Source organism: Elusimicrobiota bacterium, assembly GCA_041658405.1.
In the GTDB taxonomy this organism is placed as follows: Bacteria; Elusimicrobiota; UBA5214; order JBBAAG01; family JBBAAG01; genus JBBAAG01.
The window spans coordinates 21,986-42,983 of the sequence record JBBAAG010000011.1; the positions used below are offsets into that span (position 1 = coordinate 21,986).

Genomic DNA, 20,998 nt, shown 5'->3' on the forward strand with positions numbered 1-20,998 from the left:
TGAGTTGTTATTTTTTGTAGAAGGGGTTTTGGAATTTGGTGGTGAAGAACGGTGGTTTCAGCGAAGATGATGCGGTGCTTATTGCTAAGGTAAAAAAAGGTGATACCCAGGCATTTGAGGAGTTAATGTTGAAATACGAGGATGGGGTGTATAACGTTGTGGCTGGGATTGTTGGGAGTTATCACGATGCGAGTGATGTTGTGCAGGAAGCGTTCTTTAAAGCGTATGTTAATATCCGAAAACTTAAGGGTGAGAAAAAATTCGCGGCATGGGTTTATACTATCGCAGTGAATTGCGCGAAGAATAGGTATAAACAACAGAAACGTGAAGAAAAACGTGATGGAGGGAGTGAGGATAGTAATGCCGGTTCTGTGAGGGATGACAGTATGCAGGTTGAGGGAGTGGCTGAAAATAATGAAACCACCGAGTTTGTCGCACAAAGTATCGGGAAGTTGTCTCCGGAGCATCGCGCGGTGTTGATCCTACGGCATATGCAGGGGATGGGATACGATGAGATAGCTAAGGTAATGAAGTGCTCATTAGGAACTGTAAAGTCAAGAATTGCACGGGCACGGGAGAGTCTGGCGGTAGTTATTAGAGATAAAATAAATTGAGTATAAAGAGGGTGTTATGAAAAAACAGGATTGTCAGAAAATCAGAAGCAGTATAAACGCGTATATCGATGGAATGGATGATAGATGTAATCGCGAAGAGGTTGAAATGCATTTGCGTGCCTGCGTGGAGTGCCGGCGTATGGTTGAATTAAGTAAATCCGCGGGTGAGTTTATGAAACAAAATGTCCGGAAAATGCCACGGGAAGTTCATGATAATACGATGAGGATTGTGCGGAATTACGGTGTGCAGGTTCAACCCGTGTTTTATCAGTCATGGGTGGGGTATACTGTTGCGGGTTTTATTGCGGTATGTTTGATTATAGGATTAATACCGCAGGTGGTAGTTAATAGTTCCGGGAAAAAGGTTGGGGTTGAGATTCTAACCCCAGAAGCCGGGGCTGTAGTGTATGATAGTAAAACCGATGTATGTGCAAGAGTCAAGGTAAAGGTTAAAGGCGCTACTGTACGGGTATATGTTGATAAACAGGATGTTACTTCCACAACAGAGTTTGTGGATGATTATCTTTGGTATCGCCCTATAAAGCCGTTAAAGGATGGGTATCATAGTATTGATATTCAAACTGTTGACCGTAAAGGCGAAATTGTTGCTGAGACAGAGTTTTCGTTTATTATGGTGTCAAAGTAGGATTATTGTTTTAATAGGGAACTTTTTAGGTGGTCAGATTGTTACTTATTAGTAGAAAGTATTCAAAGTTATAGGAAAGGGGAACGGAAGGTTATGTTTAAAACATTCCTTAAGGCAGTTGTTAGTTTTGCGTTAGTATTTGTGTCAGTGGGACCGATTATGGCAGTAGCAGGTGGGGATGCACAAAAAATTGTGGTCACAGTGACACCGGCGGATGTTACGCTTGAAGCCGGAGCTTCACAAAAGTTTATTGCTGAGATCAAAGATGAAGCCGGGAAAGTTGTTACCGGTGATATCGAATGGCAGGTAGCGGGTAATGTCGGCGAAATTGATGCGGCTGGCATTTTTACCGCTGGTAAAGTTGCTGGTCAGGGATTGATCGTCGCGAAGGCACGGACGGATAATGGAAATTCTAATGGGCATGCGAGAGTTATTGTAAAATCTGCGGTTGTTACTCCAGCACCAACACCCACTCCTACGCCTACACCTACACCAACGCCAACTCCAACTCCTGCACCCTCACCGATTCCTACGCCGGTTATGAAAGTTATAGTAAAAGTGTTACCTTCAAATGTTATGGTGAAAGCTGGGACAAGTCAGAAGTTTGAAGCGAAAGTTATCGCTAATGGGGTAGAAATTAAGACAGCAGTTGTAAAATGGGCTGCAACAAAAACGATAGGGACGATCGAAGAAAACGGGTTGTTCAAAGCCGCGGATAAGCCTGCGAGAGGGATAGTTAAGGCTGTGGCAAAAGTTGGTTCCGTTATTGGTACAGGTGCGGCAATGGTTACCGTCGGGCCTGCAAATCCTCCGCAAAAACTGGATGTCCGCGTGATTGTTATGCCCCGTGAAAAGGTTGTGAAGAAGGGCGAGAAAGTGCAGTATAAAGCTGAAGTACGGGATGAAAACGGGAAGCCCGTGGATGCTGCAAAGATTAAATGGGCAGTAAGTGATAAGATTGGAAGTATTAGTGATACCGGATTGTTAACCGCGGGGGATGATGCTGCAAAAGGTGTTGTTTCTGCGATGGTTATCACTGAAGATAAAGAGGTTGGGCGTGGGCATGCGTATATCGCGGTAGTTGTGCCTGTGAAACCTCAACCTGTCCCGCAGCCGGTGGAACGTGTTATAGTGAAGTTGACACCGAGGTTAGCGGAAGTTGAAAAAAATGAGATTGTAAAATTTAAGCTCGTAGTTGTTGATCCTGATACAAAGAAGGAAATTAAAGATTATAAGGCGGTATGGAAAGTAAACGAGGATATCGGGACTATAAACGATAACGGAGTGTTTATTGCCGGGAAGAAAAAAGGTAAAGGCGAAGTGGTTGTTACCGTAAAAGCGAAGGCGGGAATTGGCCGTGCAATGGCGGTGGTTGTTGTTGAAAAAGATAAGGAAAATAATAACAATAAACCGCAGCCGGTTGAGAAACGTATCCTCCTTCTTCCGAAAAGTGCAAAGGTAAAACTAGGCGGGTCGTTACAGTTTCGTGCGAAGATCGTGGATAATAAGATTGAGTACCAGGTTTTTGATGATAAAGATGATAATAGCCCGCGTGCGTTAAAAGATAATGATCAGTTTAAGTGGCATGTTACTGAAGGTATAGGTTCAATCAGTGATAAAGGGTTGTTTAAGGCTGATAAAAAGGCAGGGAAAGGCGGTATTTTTGTCCAGGCAAAGGTCGGGGATAAAATGCTGAAAGAAGAAGCTGTGATCGAAGTTGTGGAAGCTGTGGTTGTGCCTCAGCCGTTGTTAGTAAAAATTCAACCGAAGAATGTTACTGTGAAACCTGGTGGTGCACAACAGTTTAAGCTTGAAGTTTATACCCGTGCAGGGAAACCGGTTACGGATTATAAGGTTGAATGGAAGACTCGGGATAATATGGGGTCGATCAATTCTAACGGGATGTTTATCGCTGGTAAGACTATAGGTCATACCGTTGTGGTTGCGTTGGTGAAAGCTGGGAACGGTATTGGTACAGAAGAAGCATATGTTAACATTGCATTACCGGAACAGCCGGTAGTGACGCCGTTGGTGGTAACGCCGTTCTTCGTGACGGTTACCGTAGGGAAAACGGTGCAGTTTACAGCAAAGTCGGCAGTGGTTGTTACTGAACAAAATACAGCGGTAAAAATTCCTGAAGTAAAATGGGATGTTAAAAGTGAACTCGGGATAGGTACTATCTCTGAGACAGGGTTGTTCACTGCAACTAAGGCTGGTGATGGTGTCATCATCGCGGTTGCTGGGGAACTTAAAGGTATAGCAAGAGTTAGAGTTGTTGCGCCGATAGTGGATCCTACACCAACGCCGACGCCAACTCCTACGCCCACACCGACTCCCACTCCAACACCGACTCCTACACCAACGCCAACGCCGGTAGCACCAAAGATCGTAGGGGTACAAGTAGTACCCGCGCAGACACGGCTCGCTGTAGGGGCTACGTTGAAGTATATTGCTAGAGGGGTTACTTCTACGGGTACCATAGTACCGGTAACAGTCTCATGGAAAGTTGATCCTGCAATGGCAATTTATGGGAAGATTGAAAGTTCTACTGGATTGTTTACCGCACTAAAAGCTACCCCGCAGTATACACCTGTGCGTGTAGTTGCGTATATGGCAGGGTCGAGTACACAGATGCCGCTCGTAGGGCATGCTGCAGTAATTATCGGCGGGTTGTCTACGTCACCAATCGTAATAGATGGCGGTACGACAATTGCAAAGTAAAGTATAGTCGTAGGTTGTTAATACAAAAAAAAGCAGGAGAGGTGGGTATCACAAAATATCTGCCTCTCTTGGTTTATTTATGGATATTATGAAATATTACTTGTAAATACTCACGGATTTTTGGTAATATAATCTCTAAAATGTGAAATAATGTTTTTATAAGTTCGGAGGGAGGAAATTGTACATGACGTTGACATCAAAAAAAGTTTGTGCAGCTATTGTGATTGCGTTCATGGTCTTAGGTACGGGACTAACAGTGTTATCTGCGGAAAATGTGGCTGCGCCGGCAGCGGCATCAGCTGTGAATCTTACTTTTTGGCATTTCTGGGGTGATCCTACCCGTCAGGAAGCCGTAGATTCTGTTATCCGCGAGTTTGAGAAACAAAGTCAGGCGAAAGTTACTACCAAAATTCTCTCTTGGACTACCGGGCGGGATGAGTTGCTTGCTGCATTGAAAGCTGGGACGGGGCCGGATTTGTTCGAACTAGGGTCGGATATGATCGCGGAATTTTATGCCGGTGCGTATCTTTATGATATGGCAGCGGAAGTTAATGAGTTAAAACAGAGATACAATGCATGGGAGCCTGTTGAATACGGGACTGAAATTGTTGGGGTACCGTGGATTCTTGACTCAAGGGTGGTGTTTTATAACAAAGAAATGTTGAAAGCCGCGGGGTTTGATGAGAATATGCCGCCAAAGACCTGGGAACAGCTTAAGGTTATGGCAAAAAAAATTCATGCACCTGAGAAAGGTGTGTACGGGTTTGGGATGAACGGTAGGGATCCAAATGTCCTTTACAAAAAAGTGTTGCCGTTTGTGTGGTCTAATGGTGGAAATGTTCTTAGTCTCGACGGAAAAAGTTGTGTTATTAATACAAAACAAGTTAAGGAAGCGATAGATTTTTATGTGTCCTTAAAACCGTTCAGTATTGTTGATAACCAGGCGAACCTAGATAGAATGTTTGCTGAAGGAAAAATTGCGTTTTGGATTTCCGGATCGTGGTTGATTTCAAGAATTGAGCGTGTATCTCCAAATATGCCGTTTGGTGTATCAATGATCCCTGTTCCCGGGAAAAAAGGGAAGAGCGTGTCATTTGCGGGTGGGGATTATGTTGTGGTAAATAAAAAAAGTGTAAGTACAAAAGTCGCAGCGGAGCTCGCTAAGTTTATGTGCCGCGAAGATAATAGTTTTTATCTCTGCCAGGTGCTTGATATGTTTGTTCCTGCAGCGAAGTTGCAATTTAGCGAGAAGTATTATGAAAATAGGCCGCAGGAAAAGGTTATAGTAAAACAGTTGGAACATTCGTATGCTGCACCAAAGCATCAAAAGTGGGTTGAGATTCAGAAGGTGTTGGAAGAAAAGATTGCAGATGCTATCGAAGGTAAAATTGTGGTTGATAAAGCGTTGTCGGAAGCTACGGTAGAAATAAACGAACTCGTTAAGTAATTTAATTTCTCATGGAAGTATTGACTAGATATCTTGATATACCAATGGTTATCCATCGGGCGGTGGATATAACAGCTCCTTCATCTAAAAAAGAGGTTAAACACGTAGCTATTTTTTATGTTCATGGTGGCGGATGGCGCGGGGGTGCGCGGGATGGATTTCACCGGCATATGGACCGGTATGTTGAGAAAGGGTATGTCAGCGCGTCAGCAGGATATCGGTTGGCATCCGATAATGTTAAACTAAGGGTTCAGATGTTGGATCTAGCACAAGCATATGACACCTTTGTATCTTACCTGAAACAAAGAAAGTCTAGTATCAACAAAATTGTTGTTGCGGGAAGTTCAGCGGGGGCGCATCTTGCGTCGTTGCTTGCGTTAACAAATCCTAAAGTGTTTAATCCTGGTATTAAATTAAGGAACACATGGGTGAAGCCATGGGCGTGTGTATCCGTCAACGGGCCTGGGACGTTTGAAAAATGGGAGAATATGGGGCCAATACAGAAATCAATGGGGTTCATTATCGGTGCGTCGTATACAAGATCTTACCGCCGTGATATTGAATTGTTTAAAAAAGCGTCGCCAATATTGTATGTTAACGAAACGTCGCCAGGGTTTTTGTTTATACTTGCAGGACTCGAGCATCTATTCCCGCATTATCTTATCTATCAGATGGCGGAAAAACTTAGGAAACACGGGAAATATGCTAAGTCAGTAGTGGTAAAAAATGCAAAACATGGGTTTTTTTATGGGGTGAATACACCCGAACAAAAATGTGCCTTAAAGGTGATGGATAGGTTCCTTTTAGATATCGGGAATGGGAAAGTGTGAGTCTCAGCTGGGTTTTTTGTTGTTGACACGCTGTAAATCTTTTTTGTAATATTTTCTATCTTATTTTTATCAAACAAAAGGGTTATTGTTGAAAGGAGTAAAGGAATATGTGTGGTATTGTAGGGTATATTGGGGAAAAGGAAGTGTGGCCGATTCTTATCGAAGGGCTTAAACGTTTGGAGTATCGCGGGTATGATTCCGCGGGAGTTGCTATTGTTGCCGATAATAAAATACAGTTACGGAAAAAGTTGGGTAAATTAAAAGTCATGGAAGCATCCCTAAAAGAGGATCCTATCCACGGGACAACCGGAATCGGGCATACACGGTGGGCAACACATGGTGTACCTTCGGAAGTTAACTCGCATCCGCATGCGGATTGTACCGGGCGGCTAGTAGTTGTGCATAATGGAATTATTGAAAATTTTCATGAGCTCCGTGAAGAGCTTACAAAAGAAGGGCATAAGTTTGTTTCCCAGACTGATACAGAAGTTGTGGCGCATCTGATTGAACGTCAGTTAAAAAAGGGTGCGAAAAAGTTGGAAGACGCCGTGAAGCTCGCTCTTAAAGAAGTGGAAGGCGCGTATGCACTTGGAATTTATAGCCTTGATGATCCTGATAAAATGGTTGCTGCGCGGAATGGTAGCCCGTTGGTTGTTGGATTGGGAAAAGGTGAGAATTTTATTGCGTCTGATGTTCCAGCTATTCTTAAGCATACCCGTGATGTGATGTATCTTGATGATAAGGAAATTATTATAATTACGAAAGAAAAGGTTGTTGTTACTGATCTCGACGGTAATGTAAAGAATAAGCCGGTTAAGAGGATTGATTGGGATTCAGAAGCTGCTGAAAAAGAAGGGTATCCTCATTTTATGTTGAAAGAGATTTATCAGCAGCCTAAGGTTATACGCGATGCGTTACGTGGGAGAATTTCAAAGGATCGTAAGAGAATTCTTTTGGAAGATATGAACATCAGCGAGGATGAACTTAAGAAAATTAAGAAGATCTTTATAGTTGCCTGCGGGACTGCGTTCTACGCTGGGTTTACCGGTAAGTATTTTATCGAAGAGTGCGTGGGTTTACCCGTAGAAGTTGATCTTGCATCGGAATTCCGGTATCGCAGTCCTAAGGTCGGAGCGGATACGCTTGTGATGAGCGTTACACAATCCGGGGAAACTGCGGATACTCTTGCGTCAATTAGGTACGCACGGCAGATGGGGTCAAAGGTTGTGTCAGTATGTAACGTTGTCGGGAGTACTATAGCGCGTGAGTCAGATGGGGTTATTTATACTCAGGCAGGGCCAGAGATCGGGGTGGCATCAACTAAAGCGTATACGTCACAACTGACTGCGTTTTATTTATTCACAATTTATATGGGTAAACTGCGGGGGACTATCTCTGATTTAAAGGCTGAAGGGATGATAAAGGAACTTGAACAATTGCCGGATATCGTGGATAGGGTTATCAAGGATCAAAAAGAGTTAATGACGGTTGTTGATAAGTTCTATAACTCTAAGAACGCGTTGTTCCTCGGGCGGAGTTATAATTATCCTAATGCTCTTGAAGGTGCATTGAAGTTAAAAGAAATATCTTATATTCATGCAGAAGGGTATGCCGCTGGTGAGATGAAGCACGGGCCGATCGCGTTAATCGATGAAGAGATGCTGGTTGTGTGTATAGCAGTTGACGGGCCGGTATATGATAAGATGATCAGCAATATACAGGAAGTACGTGCGCGGAAAGGGCGTGTAGTAATCATTGTTACCGAAGGAAATAATGATGCAGCACGGTATGCTGAATACTTGATTCATATACCTAAGACATCGGAGATTTTCTCGCCTATCGTTGCGGTGACACCCTTACAATTGTTTGCGTATCATGTTGCGGTAAAACGCGGTTGTGATGTTGATCAGCCGAGAAATCTTGCGAAGTCAGTGACGGTTGAGTAATTTTTGTGTTTATATCGTTTAATAGGGTATTCTTAGAATAATGATTGGTAATTATAAACGTGTTACCGAAGTTCTGAGAAATACAAGGTTTAGTTTTGTTCTTTGGGGTTGTTTGTTAATCCTGTTTATTGATTGTGAAGGTTGGACTGCCGGACTTGCATCAAGGTTGCCGTCAGTGGTGATTGAGGGTGTTGTTCCTGGGGGTAAGTATAGGGTTTCTAAGGTTGTCGGGAAGAAGTTTGATATATACAATCTTAGCCAGGATACTGTCACAGTAAGGTTTATGGTGGTCGTACCACAAAGCATAAAAGCTGGGTATGAGCCTGTTACTGATACTTCGTGGGTTAAAGTAAGTACCACTGCATTAACAGTTCTACCGGGAAAGTCTGGTGGAACGGAGATCGAACTAAACGTGCCGGATGAAGAAGCGTATCTCGGAAAAAAAATGCAGGTTAATGTATGGGGTTATGCATCACGAAAAAATTCGGTAGTGGCGCTGGGATTAACAACAAAAGTGTTTTTGAATTTTGCGCAGAAGAATAAAAAGTAAAATATTTATTAGATGCTTGGCTTGGGATTTGTCGTGCATATTTTATGCGCGGGCGCGGTGATTAAAAAAATATTTTAAAATTGTGCTTGACAAAATAAGTGCTTTTGTTTAATAATGTATAAAGTAGTTTAAAACTTTAATATAGTTTGAATTATAACCTCCTAAGAGAGATAGTGGAGTTTACGCTCTCTCAAATAGGAGTTGTGTTCTTTGAAAACTGTTCAATATTTGAGTCTTTATTCAGTAAACCTATTCGGCGTTCTAGGTAATAGATGCCGGATTTGTTTCACCTTGCTTAACAATAGTAGTTTGTTACGTAAGTGTTGTTTTTAGGTAATAACCTTACATATATTTTTTATGGAGGGTTTGATCCTGGCTCAGAGTGAACGTTGGCGGCGTGCTTAACACATGCAAGTCGTGCGGTTTTACGAAATCCAAGGGGGTAACCCCAAGGAGTTCGTGAAATAGCGGCAAACGGGTGAGTAACACATGGATAACCTTCCTCTAAGAAGGGGATAACCCCGGGAAACCGGAGCTAATACCCTATACCGTTGTAATGTGAAATTCGTTACAATGAAATCCCTAACCGGGCTTAGAGATGGGTCTGTGGTCTATCAGGTTGTTGGTAGGGTAATGGCCTACCAAGCCTATGACGGATATCCCGACTGAGAGGTTTTTGGGACACAATGGAACTGAGACACGGTCCATACTCCTACGGGAGGCAGCAGTGAGGAATTTTGCGCAATGGGCGAAAGCCTGACGCAGCGACGCCGCGTGAAGGATGAAGTTCTTCGGAATGTAAACTTCTTTTAGAGGGGACGAAACCCTTGCTTGTCAAGGTTGACGGTACTCTCAGAAAAAGCCCCGGCTAACTACGTGCCAGCAGCCGCGGTAATACGTAGGGGGCAAACGTTACTCGGATTTACTGGGTGTAAAGAGTGAGCAGGTGGGAAGAATAGTCGCTGGTGAAATCCCTAAGCTTAACTTAGGGCAGTCTAGCGAAACTTTCTTTCTTGAGTGTGGGAGGGGAGATTGGAATTCCTGGTGTAGCGGTGAAATGCGTAGATATCAGGAGGAACACCGATGGCGAAGGCGAATCTCTGGACCATTACTGACACTGAGTCACGAAGGCTAGGGGAGCAAACAGGATTAGATACCCTGGTAGTCCTAGCTGTAAATGGTGCTTACTTGGTATGGTGGGTGTCGACCCCTGCCGTGCCGGAGCTAACGCGTTAAGTAAGCCACCTGGGAAGTACGGCCGCAAGGTTGAAACTCAAAGGAATTGACGGGGGCCCGCACAAGCAGTGGAGCATGTGGTTCAATTCGACGCAACGCGAAGAACCTTACCTGGGCTTGAACTGTTAGTGGTATCTCGGTAGAAACATTGGGAGACCCGCAAGGGAGCTAACAGAGGTGCTGCATGGTTGTCGTCAGCTCGTGTCGTGAGATGTTGGGTTAAGTCCCGCAACGAGCGCAACCCTTATCTTATGTTGCCACTCCGATTCGTCGGAAGCACTCTTAAGAAACTGCCCCGGATAACGGGGAGGAAGGTGGGGATGACGTCAAATCAGCATGGCCTTTATGTCCAGGGCTACACACGTGCTACAATGGCCGATACAATGAGAAGCGAAACCGTAAGGCGGAGCAAAACTCAAAAAATCGGCCTCAGTTCAGATCGTGGGCTGAAATTCGCTCACGTGAAGGCGGAATTGCTAGTAATCGCTGATCAGCAGGCAGCGGTGAATACGTTCCCGGGCCTTGTACACACCGCCCGTCACACCACGAAAGTCAGGTGTAACAGAAGTCCTCTTTTAGAGGCCCAAGTTATGACTGGTAATTGGGGTGAAGTCGTAACAAGGTAGCCGTACGGGAACGTGCGGCTGGATCACCTCCTTTCTAAGGAGAAAGATCTCTTAGATCGATAGTAAGGTGAAACAATGTCCGGTATCTTTTTCCTGACGTTGGATAGGTTAAATAAAGTTCTCAGGTATTAAAACGCCTACGTCATTTGTTTTTTTGAAATGACAGAAATTTGTTTTGTCTTTTAAAAAATGCTCTTTTAATAGTGACGGGCGATTAGCTCAGGTAGATAGAGCACACGCCTGATAAGCGTGAGGTCCCGGGTGCAAGTCCTGGATCGCCCAGGTCTTGCGAGTTCTTGGGAGTTGCTTAACTACTTGGGGGCGTAGCTCAATTGGGAGAGCGTCTGGTTTGCAACCAGAAGGTCGCCGGTTCAACTCCGGTCGCCTCCATGTTGAATGAATAAGTTTTTGATATTAATTAGTTTCTATATATAAACTAATTTGTTCTTTGAAAATGTTAGTTAATAGTTAGTAATGTTAAGGTGTTATAAGTTGTAAGCGTCTGTTTTTAGGAAGATGAAATGATGTGGTCAAGTTATGAAGGGCGCACAGAGGATGCCTTGGCAGAAGTCAGCGATGAAGGACGTGGTAAGCTGCGATAAGTCCCGGTGAGGTGCAAACAACCTTTGATCCGGGAGTTTCCGAATGAGGCAACTCTTCACGGTGAAAGCCGTGAAATCGTAGCGTGAATACATAGCGTTACGAAGCAAACCCGGGGAACTGAAACATCTTAGTACCCGGTGGAAAATAAAAAGACATTTATTCCCTAAGTAGTGGCGAGCGAACGGGGAGAAGCCTAAACCAGTAATGGCTATGACAAGAGAGTCGTTCTGCGAAAGTGGAACGTGTTATTGCTGGTGTTGTGGGATGAGTTGGTTCGCGGTCTCTTCCGCGAGGAAAAGTTACAAAAGTTTTTTTTAGGTGAACAGCCTGGAAAGGTTGACCAAAGAAGGTGAAAGTCCTGTAACCGAAAGAAAAAGCTCTTTTCGCGATTTGTCCCGAGTACTGTCGGACACGTGGAATCCGGCAAGAATCCGGCCAGACCACTGGCTAAGGCTAAATATGTACTTCTGACCGATAGTGAACTAGTACTGTGAAGGAAAGGTGAAAAGAACCCCTGACGGGGAGTGAAAAGAACCTGAAACTGTGTGTCTACAATCAGTCGAAGCTCTATGCTCCAGCGTAAGTTGGAGAATGAGCGACGATGTGCCTGTTGAAGAATGATCCGGCGAGTTATCGACACAAGTAAGGTTAATTCTGTTATTTACGTAACGGAAGAAGCCGAAGCGAAAGCAAGTCTTAATAGGGCGATTAATTTGTGTCGTTAGACCCGAAACCAAGTGATCTATGCCTGGCCAGGGTGAACCCCGATTGAACTCGGGGGGAGGCCCGAACTAATTGTTGTTGCAAAAACTTTAGATGAGTTGGGTATAGGGGTGAAAGGCCAATCTAACTTGGTTATAGCTGGTTCTCCCCGAAATAGTTTTAGGACTAGCCCAGTATGTTTCTTAATGGTGATAGAGCACTGGATGGACTAGTGGTTCGTAACCCGGACCGCAAATCCAACCAAACTCCGAATGCTGTTAGGTAAGAGTACTGGAGTCAGTGCGTGAGGGATAAGCTTCATGCGCGAAAGGGAAACAGCCCAGACCATCTGTTAAGGTCCCTAAATATAGGTTAAGTGCTAAAGGATGTGGAACCACTTAGACAGCCAGGATGTTGGCTTAGAAGCAGCCATTCATTTAAAGAGTGCGTAACAGCTCACTGGTCAAGTAGTTCTGCGCCGAAAATGGCCGGGACTAAAACCTATTACCGAAACAATGGATTTTTAGCTTTTAGCTAAGAGTGGTAGGGGAGCGTTCTGATCTAGTTGAAGGTATACCGTAAGGAATGCTGGATGGATCAGAAGCGAGGAAGTCGGAATGAGTAGCGATAAATCCGGTGAGAATCCGGATCGCCGAAAACCTAAGGTTTCCTAGAGCAATGTTCGTCAGCTCAGGGTTAGTCGGTCCTAAGCCGAGGCCGAAAGGCGTACGCGAAGGACATGCCGTTAATATTCGGCTACCATCTGGGCAACGTTATCATCGAGCAGGAATGTATTAGATTGTACTATCCCCACATTGGTTGTTGGGGTTTAATTCCGTCGCGAGGCGGAAGAATACGATTCTGTCGTAAGACAGGAGAAGTAGTAGATTCTGGTACCAAGAAAAACCTGTTTCGAGAGTTGTCCGGTTGACCGTACCGCAGACCAACACAGGTAGGTGGGGTGAATATCCTAAGGCGCGCGAGGTAACTCTCGTTAAGGAACTCGGCAAAATTGCCCCGTAACTTCGGAAGAAGGGGTCCCCGACTTCGGTCGGGGCGCAGTGAATTGGCTTTTGTGACTGTTTAACAAAAACACAGGACTCTGCTTAAAACGCAAGTTGAAGTATAGGGTCTGACGCCTGCCCGGTGCTGGAAGGTTACGGAGAGGGGTTAGCCGCAAGGCGAAGCTCTGAACCTAAGCCCCAGTAAACGGCGGCCGTAACTATAACGGTCCTAAGGTAGCGAAATTCCTTGTCGGGTAAGTTCCGACCTGCACGAATGGCGTAACAAAAGAAGCGCTGTCTCAACGAGAGGCTCGGCGAAATTGTGCTGTAAGTGAAGACGCTTACTACCCGCAGTGGGACGGAAAGACCCCGTGGAGCTTTACTGTAACTTTACTTTGAATTAGGGGATAACCTGCGTAGGATAGGTGGGAGGCTTTGAAGTCCTGGTTCTGGCTGGGACTGAGCCAACGTTGAAATACCACCCTGGTTGTCTTTTGATTCTAATCTTATGTTTTGAATCAAGCAGAGAGACAGAGTGAGGCGGGCAGTTTAACTGGGGCGGTTGCCTCCTAAAATGTAACGGAGGCGCCCATAAGGTTCCCTCAGTCCGAATAAAAGTCGGACGTCGAGTGTAAGAGCAGAAGGGAGCTTGACTGCGAGACCGACAGGTCGAGCAGAAACGAAAGTTGGGTCTAGTGATCCGGTGGTTCTGTGTGGAAAGGCCATCGCTCAACGGATAAAAGCTACCCCGGGGATAACAGGCTTATCGGGCCCGAGAGTCCATATCGACGGCCCGGTTTGGCACCTCGATGTCGGCTCATCGCATCCTGGGGCTGAAGCAGGTCCCAAGGGTTTGGCTGTTCGCCAATTAAAGCGGTACGTGAGCTGGGTTCAGTACGTCGTGAGACAGTACGGTCCCTATCTACTGTGGGTGTAGGAAACTTGAAGGGTCCTGTCCTTAGTACGAGAGGATCAGGACGGACGCACCTCTGGTGTACCAGTTGTTCCGCCAGGAGCATTGCTGGGTAGCTATGTGCGGAAGGGATAACCGCTGAAAGCATCTAAGCGGGAAGCCCACCCTAAAACAAGGTTTCCCTTCCCGGTGTTGAACCGGGACTAAAGGTCCCCAGAAGACTACTGGGTATATAGGTCTCAGGTGTAAGTTCTGTGAAGGATTGAGCCAAGAGATACTAATCGACCGTGTGCCTTGGCCACATCTTTTGATCTTCTACAACATTGACCTTTGAATACAATTTATAACATTAAACAAGAATTAATAAAGTATCTGCTATGATGAAGTAAACAATACTTGTTTTACTAACTAAATAAAAAATCCTGGTGGTTATTCCAGTAGGGAAACACCCAGCTCCATTCCGAACCTGGTAGTTAAGCCTACTAGGGCCGATGGTACTGTCTTCGTAGTGAGGCGGGAGAGTAGGTCGCTGCCAGGGTTTTTTAAATATTCTCATCTCTAAAAAAGGTGTATTTTAAAAAAGTATGTGAACAAACTGCAATCGCGCGTCTTGGTTATTATACTATTAACTATACTAACGCAATGTACAGTACTGTTGTCTGAAATGGTTGGGACAGCTAATGTTATACGTGATGAAAAAATATTAGCGTCATTCGGTTATAACATAAAAGATTCTAGGCAAGAAATAAAAATCGCGGGGAATGTGTTTAATTCAGAAATGAATCGTAACAACACAGCAGTGCGGATTGCGTATTATAAGAAACCGCGGATAGAGTTGTATTTACAGTCAGGTGTTGGGAATTCGGGTTTTGTCATAAATTCAACAACACTTACATACAACTATGCGTCGGAAGGAGTTAAAGTTAATGCGTTTGCTGGAAGTATCGGCGTAAAATATGGTTTGATGCCGGATACAATAGCTTCTCCTGCGCTTGCGGTAGACATTAAAGTATTTGCAGAATGGTTTAGCACTGACAAATTGAAGGTTGAAAACCAAACGTTTGATATCAAAGCTTTATATCATTCAACTGGGATAGAAACGGCTTTGGTTGTCAGTAAGAAAGTTAATAGATATATAGAACCAAGAATTGGAATTGTAGTATCTGCAATAACCGGAAAATTTGAAACGGTGAATAAAACTGCGGACACTACAATGTCAATGTTGTCGGGATTTATAGGTTTGGATGCTATTATCGCTAAAAGAATGAGTGTTATAACAGAAATTGAGTTTGGAACGGAAACGTCGGTAAATATAGGGATAAGGGCGGGATTTTAGGAAAAACAATTATGTTAAGAAAACAAGACAAAGAAAGATTAGTACTTGAATTAGAAGACAAGCTTGGTAAGAGTAAGAGTTTGTTTTTTGCACATTACAAAGGTATGAAAGTGTCTGAGATGTACGATCTGCGTGTAAAATTGAGGACGTTAAGCGCAGAGTACAAGGTTACAAAACATACGTTAACAAAAATTGTATTAAAGAAAAAAAATATACAGGAACCCGAGAAGGTATTTAGTGCACCTACCGGTATAGTGTTTTGTTATGATGACAACGTAACTGAAGTATGCAAACTTCTCGCGAGTTACAGCAAAGAACATGATAAATTTAAGATGCACAGTGGTTATACCGAAGGTCAGTCGTTGACATTAAAAGATATCGGCGAACTAGCAAAAATACCGTCGAAACAGGCATTGTACGGTTCGATAACAGGAGTGTTCAACAGCTTGTTGTTCCAGTTGACTTACGTATTAAATGCGCCTGTAATGCAGGTTGTACAGAGTTTGGAATACCGCAGTAAGAACGAAAAAAGTAATTAGTTTTGTATATGGAATGTAAATTATAAATTTTGTGGAGGTGGAAAATGACGGAAAAACTTGGTAAAGACGCAATTGTAGAAGCAATCTCTGGATTGTCAGTAATTGAACTCGTTGACCTGGTGAAAACTTTGCAGGAAAAGTTTAATATACCGGCGATGGGTGCAATGATGGCAGCCCCGGCAGCGGGAGCAGCAGCGGGTGGCGCGGCAGTAGCGGAAGAAAAAACGGACTTTAGCGTTGTTCTTACGAATGCCGGTGCGCAAAAAATTCAAGTAATCAAAGCTGTCCGCGAGATTACCGGTTTAGGGTTGAAGGAAGCAAAAGATTTAGTTGATGGTGCTCCGAAGGCCATAAAAGAAGGCATTCCGAAGGATCAAGCTGAAGAGCTTAAGAAAAAACTTACGGAAGCCGGTGCAACAGTTGAAATTAAATAACCTTAAGACAACCGTTTGTAAGTTTAGCGAAAAGATCGGTTGCGTAATTTTTTTAGCATCTTTGATTATGCGGAAATCTAATATTTACGAGGTTTAATTATAAACAATATGTCAGAAAGAATAGTCTTAGGAGATCATAACTTTAAGGAAAAAGAACTGCCAAACTTGGTGGAATTACAGAAAGCGTCATATGACAGTTTTTTACAGGCTGATGTAGTCCCTGAGGCAAGGAAAAACCAGGGGCTGCAGTCCGTTTTTATTGACATTTTCGGGGATTATAGAAAAGACGATTTTGTAAAAGAAAACGGTTTAGAAAGTTTGCATTTTGAATCTGATGACGGTACATATACATGGGTACTGCAGTTTCTTAATTATACCGTCTACAAACCTAAGTATGACTATCTTGAATCACTTGTGCGTGATGAAACTTATGAAATCGCAATTAAAGCGAATTTTCGGCTGTTAAAAATAGCGGTTAACAGTAAAGATAAAAAACCTGAACTTGTATTGACACAAGAAGTTCCTATATGCGAACTTCCCAAGATGACGGATAATGCAACATTTGTGATTAACGGGTATGAACGTATAATAGTAAGTCAGTTACACCGTTCTCCCGGCGTTATTTTTGAGGAAAGTGAAGAAAAACAGTTGTCTTCTTATGGAAAAAGATTATTTGCTGCGCGTTTGATTCCATACCGCGGTGCGTGGGTTGAGTTCGAGTTTGACATTGAGAACGTATTATTTGCTAAACTTGACCGCAAGAAAAAGATCCCAGCGACAATGATCTTACGCGCATTAGGGTTAGAAAAAAATGAAGACATTCTAAAAATCTTTTATACTTTGGAAACTGTTAATGTATCTACAATAAATCCGCAAGAACTTATCGGCAGGATTTTGGCAAAAGATATTTTTGAATCTGATAAAAAAGGTAAACTTTTTACAGAACCGTTATATGAAGCTAATTTTCATTTGGATAAAGAAAATGTTGAAAAATTTGTTGATACCCTGAAGCAGCATGGAATAACTGGAGTCTCTTTTGTTAAAACGAACAAGAAAAATATGGTTATCCATGACACGTTGGCAAAAGATAAAGAATATGAAAAAACGACAGCGTTTGACCTTACCCGCCGTAGTTCACAGGAAATGGTTGAAAGTTGTCTTATAGAAGATATTGTAGATAAAAAAACAGGTGAAGTAGTTTTTGATAAAGGTACCAAAATTAATGATAAGCAGGAGAGTAGTCATAACTATAAAAAAGTGTATGACAAATGTCGTGAGCTGGGTTTAACTAAAATAAAGATTAGTATACCCAAAAGCAAACAAGCGGTGTTAAAGATTTATCAAATCCAGACAAAATCTATGAATTTTGCAAGCAGTAAGGTAACATCATTTGTTGAAGATCTTATCCTTAAACCCCGCCGGTATGACTTGAGTCCAATCGGTCGGTATAAGATAAACAAAAAGTTAAGGCGTATATACGGCGAATTTTTTAAACGTAAGTACAAAACATATAATCCGTTTGATATTCCGGAACATTTTCGTAGTTTTGTGGGAGTATTCGATCCAAAAGAAGCTACAAACGGGTTGAAGGTTGAACTTGAGCAATTAGATTGGTGGAAGAGCCCGCTAGGCGAAAAAGATGTTAATGATTTACTGGCAAATAAGTGCATCAGTAAAGACGATTATAAGAAAGAAGATGTAAAAGAAGATATTTCGAAAAACCGCGTGTTGTCTATCGAAGATATTGTCGTAACAATTCAGTATCTGCTCAATTTAAATAATAATATCAACTTGGCTTTACCGGGAAAAGAAAATGAAAATACAATGCAGCTCGAAGATTTGTATCGCAGCACAGATGATATTGACCATCTGGGCAACCGCCGTGTGCGTTCAGTCGGCGAGTTGTTGGAAAACCAAATAAGGATCGGGTTAGTAAGAATTGTCGGGCGTTTGAATAATGTGCAAGACAAAAATATTGTTACTCCACGGACGTTAATCAACGCTAAATCAATTGGCAATTTTGTTCAAGGCTTTTTTGGTACATCCCAACTATCACAGTTTATGGATCAAACCAATCCATTATCAGAACTTACGCATAAACGGCGTCTGTCAGCTTTAGGGCCCGGTGGATTAAACCGTAAACGCGCAGGGTTTGAAGTACGTGATGTACACCACACTCATTATGGGCGTATATGCCCGATTGAAACACCTGAAGGCGCGAACATCGGGTTAATAACGTCCTTAGCTTGTCACGCGAGGATTAATAATTATGGATTAATCGAAACGCCATATCGCAAGGTTGAGAACAGTAAAGTAACACAGGAAATGGAATACTTAACTGCCGATCGTGAAGACGAATACAAAATCGCGCAGGCAAATACACCAGTTGACAACAATAATAGGCTTCCGGTAGGAAATTTGATCAGCTGCCGTTACCGCGGTGACTTCCCATTTGTTGATCCGGTTGAAATAAAGTATATGGATATCTCGCCGTTACAGGTGGTAAGTATTTCCGCAGCACTGATTCCGTTTTTGGAACATGATGACGTTAACCGTGCATTGATGGGCTCAAATATGCAACGCCAGTCAGTTGCGCTGGTAAATACCGAATCGCCGTTAGTAGGAACTGGTATTGAACAAAAAGTTGCGAAAGATTCCGGTTCGGTCATAGTAGCAAGGAATTCAGGTGAAGTAATAAGCGTAACAGCTAATAGAATAATTGTTTGGAATGCAGATAAGAATGTTTATGATACTTATGACCTCAAAAAATACTTACCGTCAAACCAGGATACATGCCTGAACCAGATACCTTCGGTTTCTGTGGGTGATACAGTAAAAACCGGGCAGATAATTGCTGATGGGCCATGTACCAATAATGGTGAACTTGCGTTAGGGCGGAACTTATTGGTTGCATTCATGCCGTGGGAAGGGTATAACTTCGAAGACGCTGTTATTATTAGTCAAAGAGTTGTAAAAGAAGATATTCTAACTTCAGTTCATATAAAAGAATTTGTTACAGAAGTTCGGGAGACCAAACTTGGGCCGGAAGAAGTTACACGTGATATTCCACATACTAGCGCGGAAGACTTGGCAAACCTGGATGAAGAAGGTGTTATCCGTCTTGGTGCAGCAGTAGAACCCGGCAGTATTTTAATTGGTAAAGTTCAACCACGGGCGGAGCAGCAGGTAACTCCGGAAGAACGGTTACTCCGTGTGATATTCGGTAAGAAAGCTGAAGACGTGATTGACGTATCTTTAAAAGTTCCTGCTGGCACTCGGGGAAAAGTTATTGAAGCACGTAGGTTTAAACGCAGTGATATCGAAAATACGAAAGATGTTAAGCACAGGATAGAAGAATTTATTGAAGTATTCGCATTAATAACAACATACGAAGCAAATAAGTTGTGTTTAATTTTAGAACAATTGAAAGATCAGTATAAAACATCACCGCAGGAACTTAAAAAACAAACCGGGATAGTGACAGAACTGTTTGAACGGGATTTTCGCAAGATTGAGTTTTTTATTAATGTCATTCTTGACAGCAATTTGAATGAGAGAGTTTTTACACTAGAGAATGTTGAGGGTTTAGAAGAGAAAGTTACGCCGTTGATGAAAAAATATTCTTCTAAAACATATGCGGAACTGTTTACTAAAACCCCGGTACCAATTGCAAAGGATATTATTGATACTTTCAGGAATGATAAAACTTCTGGTAAAAATGATGAGGTAAACAAGGATCTTGATGCGTATAAAGCTAACCAGGTAGATAGTACCTTGAAAGAGTTAATACAAAAAATTAAGGGCGGTAAGCGTGAAAAAGATACCGTCAATAAGTTAAGGGAATATTTGGTTACTCGCGAAGAAATAGTGAGAGATGATCCTATTAAGTTAATACATGACTTAAGACTAGAATTTTTCTGTTTACAGGAGGAGTTTGAAAGCAATAAGTTGTCGTTGACTTCTGAAGCAGTGCGTCACGCATGTTCTTATATGAATAAGAGTGGTATAGGAACGATGAATGTTAAGGAAATAGTAAGAATATATGTTGCTAGTCGCAGAAAAGTGCAGGTTGGTGATAAAATAGCTGGACGTCACGGGAACAAAGGTGTTATCGCGAGAATTGTGCCGGAAGCGGATATGCCGTACCTTCCTGATGGTACACCGATTGATGTTGTGTTGTCTCCGTTGTCTGTTCCATCACGTATGAATGTCGGGCAGTTACTTGAAACAATGCTTGGTTGGGCGGCACATATGCTTGATGCAAAGTTTGCATGTCCTGTGTTTTCAGGGGCTAATGAAAAGTATATACATGAATGGATTGCAAAAGCTAAAACTGAACTCAAGAAAAAGGGTATTCCTGAAAAATATCTGCCAACTGACGATTGCCGGATACAATTATATGACGGCCGTACGGGTGAACCATTTCAGGAAAAGATTACAATTGGATATATGTACATTATGAAACTCGTACATTTAGCAGAAGATAAAATACATGCGCGTGCAACTGGGCCATATTCTTTAGTGACCCGTCAACCTCTTGGAGGTAAAGCGCAGTTCGGAGGACAGAGATTCGGTGAAATGGAAGTATGGGCGCTTGAAGGTTACGGTGCAAGTCATTTACTACAGGAATTCCTTACTGTAAAAAGTGACGATGTGTCCGGACGGACTAAGATTTACGAATCTATTATTAAGGGAGAATCCTTGTCACACCGGGGCGTACCGGAATCGTTCAAGGTGTTGGTTAACGAACTTAAAGCGTTAGGATTGAATATGCAACTCTTAAATAGTGAAGATACAAAAAAACCGGAAAAGATAAAGAAAATATAAACGGGGGTAATGAAAAAGTGACAA

At 42.8% G+C, this 20,998-nt stretch carries 11 protein-coding genes, 2 tRNA genes and 3 rRNA genes; all 16 read left to right on the forward strand.

Annotation, left to right across the window (positions count from 1 at the left end; genetic code table 11):
* Positions 1-41 precede the first annotated feature (41 nt).
* The 16 genes from WC955_03685 to rpoB all read left to right on the forward strand — a co-directional run bounded on the left by WC955_03685 (position 42) and on the right by rpoB (position 20,974).
* The gene (locus WC955_03685; protein ID MFA5858150.1) at positions 42-614 is read left to right on the forward strand and encodes a sigma-70 family RNA polymerase sigma factor; all 573 of its coding nucleotides are present in this window, start codon (positions 42-44) and stop codon (positions 612-614) included.
* 16 nt (positions 615-630) lie between these two features.
* On the forward strand, positions 631-1,260 hold the full coding sequence (locus WC955_03690; protein ID MFA5858151.1) for a zf-HC2 domain-containing protein: 630 nt from the start codon (positions 631-633) through the stop codon (positions 1,258-1,260).
* 93 nt (positions 1,261-1,353) lie between these two features.
* Positions 1,354-3,981 carry a hypothetical protein gene (locus WC955_03695; GenBank protein MFA5858152.1) on the forward strand — a complete coding sequence of 876 codons (2,628 nt, stop codon included), beginning with the start codon at positions 1,354-1,356 and terminating at the stop codon, positions 3,979-3,981.
* Between the two features lie 184 nt (positions 3,982-4,165).
* Complete coding sequence (locus tag WC955_03700) at positions 4,166-5,428, forward strand: extracellular solute-binding protein (GenBank protein MFA5858153.1); 1,263 nt, start codon at positions 4,166-4,168, stop codon at positions 5,426-5,428.
* A gap of 11 nt (positions 5,429-5,439) precedes the next feature.
* A complete protein-coding gene (locus tag WC955_03705) occupies positions 5,440-6,258 on the forward strand; it encodes an alpha/beta hydrolase (GenBank protein MFA5858154.1) in 819 nt (272 codons plus the stop codon).
* A gap of 107 nt (positions 6,259-6,365) precedes the next feature.
* On the forward strand, positions 6,366-8,204 hold the full coding sequence (gene glmS, locus WC955_03710) for a glutamine--fructose-6-phosphate transaminase (isomerizing) (GenBank protein ID MFA5858155.1): 1,839 nt from the start codon (positions 6,366-6,368) through the stop codon (positions 8,202-8,204).
* A gap of 40 nt (positions 8,205-8,244) precedes the next feature.
* Positions 8,245-8,754: a hypothetical protein gene (locus WC955_03715; protein MFA5858156.1), complete on the forward strand. Its 510-nt coding sequence runs from the start codon at positions 8,245-8,247 to the stop codon at positions 8,752-8,754.
* Positions 8,755-9,108: 354 nt separating this feature from the next.
* Positions 9,109-10,650: ribosomal RNA gene (locus WC955_03720) — 16S ribosomal RNA — on the forward strand.
* 174 nt (positions 10,651-10,824) lie between these two features.
* Positions 10,825-10,898 (forward strand) — tRNA-Ile (locus WC955_03725).
* A 35-nt stretch (positions 10,899-10,933) separates the two neighbouring features.
* Positions 10,934-11,006, forward strand: a tRNA-Ala gene (locus WC955_03730).
* Positions 11,007-11,144: 138 nt separating this feature from the next.
* A 23S ribosomal RNA gene (locus WC955_03735) occupies positions 11,145-14,140 on the forward strand.
* Positions 14,141-14,259: 119 nt separating this feature from the next.
* A 5S ribosomal RNA gene (gene rrf, locus WC955_03740) occupies positions 14,260-14,376 on the forward strand.
* The 16S, 23S and 5S rRNA genes sit together here with 2 tRNA genes alongside, the layout of an rRNA operon.
* A gap of 117 nt (positions 14,377-14,493) precedes the next feature.
* Positions 14,494-15,174 carry a hypothetical protein gene (locus WC955_03745; GenBank protein MFA5858157.1) on the forward strand — a complete coding sequence of 227 codons (681 nt, stop codon included), beginning with the start codon at positions 14,494-14,496 and terminating at the stop codon, positions 15,172-15,174.
* A gap of 11 nt (positions 15,175-15,185) precedes the next feature.
* Positions 15,186-15,713 carry a 50S ribosomal protein L10 gene (gene rplJ, locus WC955_03750; GenBank protein MFA5858158.1) on the forward strand — a complete coding sequence of 176 codons (528 nt, stop codon included), beginning with the start codon at positions 15,186-15,188 and terminating at the stop codon, positions 15,711-15,713.
* 44 nt (positions 15,714-15,757) lie between these two features.
* The gene (gene rplL, locus WC955_03755; protein ID MFA5858159.1) at positions 15,758-16,147 is read left to right on the forward strand and encodes a 50S ribosomal protein L7/L12; all 390 of its coding nucleotides are present in this window, start codon (positions 15,758-15,760) and stop codon (positions 16,145-16,147) included.
* Between the two features lie 108 nt (positions 16,148-16,255).
* Positions 16,256-20,974, forward strand: a complete 4,719-nt coding sequence (gene rpoB / locus WC955_03760; GenBank protein ID MFA5858160.1) for a DNA-directed RNA polymerase subunit beta — start codon at positions 16,256-16,258, stop codon at positions 20,972-20,974.
* The last annotated feature ends 24 nt before the right edge of the window (positions 20,975-20,998 follow it).

Coding starts and splice junctions, on each gene's coding strand:
- WC955_03700 (MFA5858153.1), top strand. CDS start 4,166: ATGACGTTGACATCAAAAAAAGTTTGTGCAGCTATTGTGATTGCGTTC.
- rplL (MFA5858159.1), top strand. CDS start 15,758: ATGACGGAAAAACTTGGTAAAGACGCAATTGTAGAAGCAATCTCTGGA.
- WC955_03715 (MFA5858156.1), top strand. CDS start 8,245: ATGATTGGTAATTATAAACGTGTTACCGAAGTTCTGAGAAATACAAGG.
- WC955_03705 (MFA5858154.1), top strand. CDS start 5,440: ATGGAAGTATTGACTAGATATCTTGATATACCAATGGTTATCCATCGG.
- glmS (MFA5858155.1), top strand. CDS start 6,366: ATGTGTGGTATTGTAGGGTATATTGGGGAAAAGGAAGTGTGGCCGATT.
- WC955_03690 (MFA5858151.1), top strand. CDS start 631: ATGAAAAAACAGGATTGTCAGAAAATCAGAAGCAGTATAAACGCGTAT.
- rpoB (MFA5858160.1), top strand. CDS start 16,256: ATGTCAGAAAGAATAGTCTTAGGAGATCATAACTTTAAGGAAAAAGAA.
- WC955_03695 (MFA5858152.1), top strand. CDS start 1,354: ATGTTTAAAACATTCCTTAAGGCAGTTGTTAGTTTTGCGTTAGTATTT.
- rplJ (MFA5858158.1), top strand. CDS start 15,186: ATGTTAAGAAAACAAGACAAAGAAAGATTAGTACTTGAATTAGAAGAC.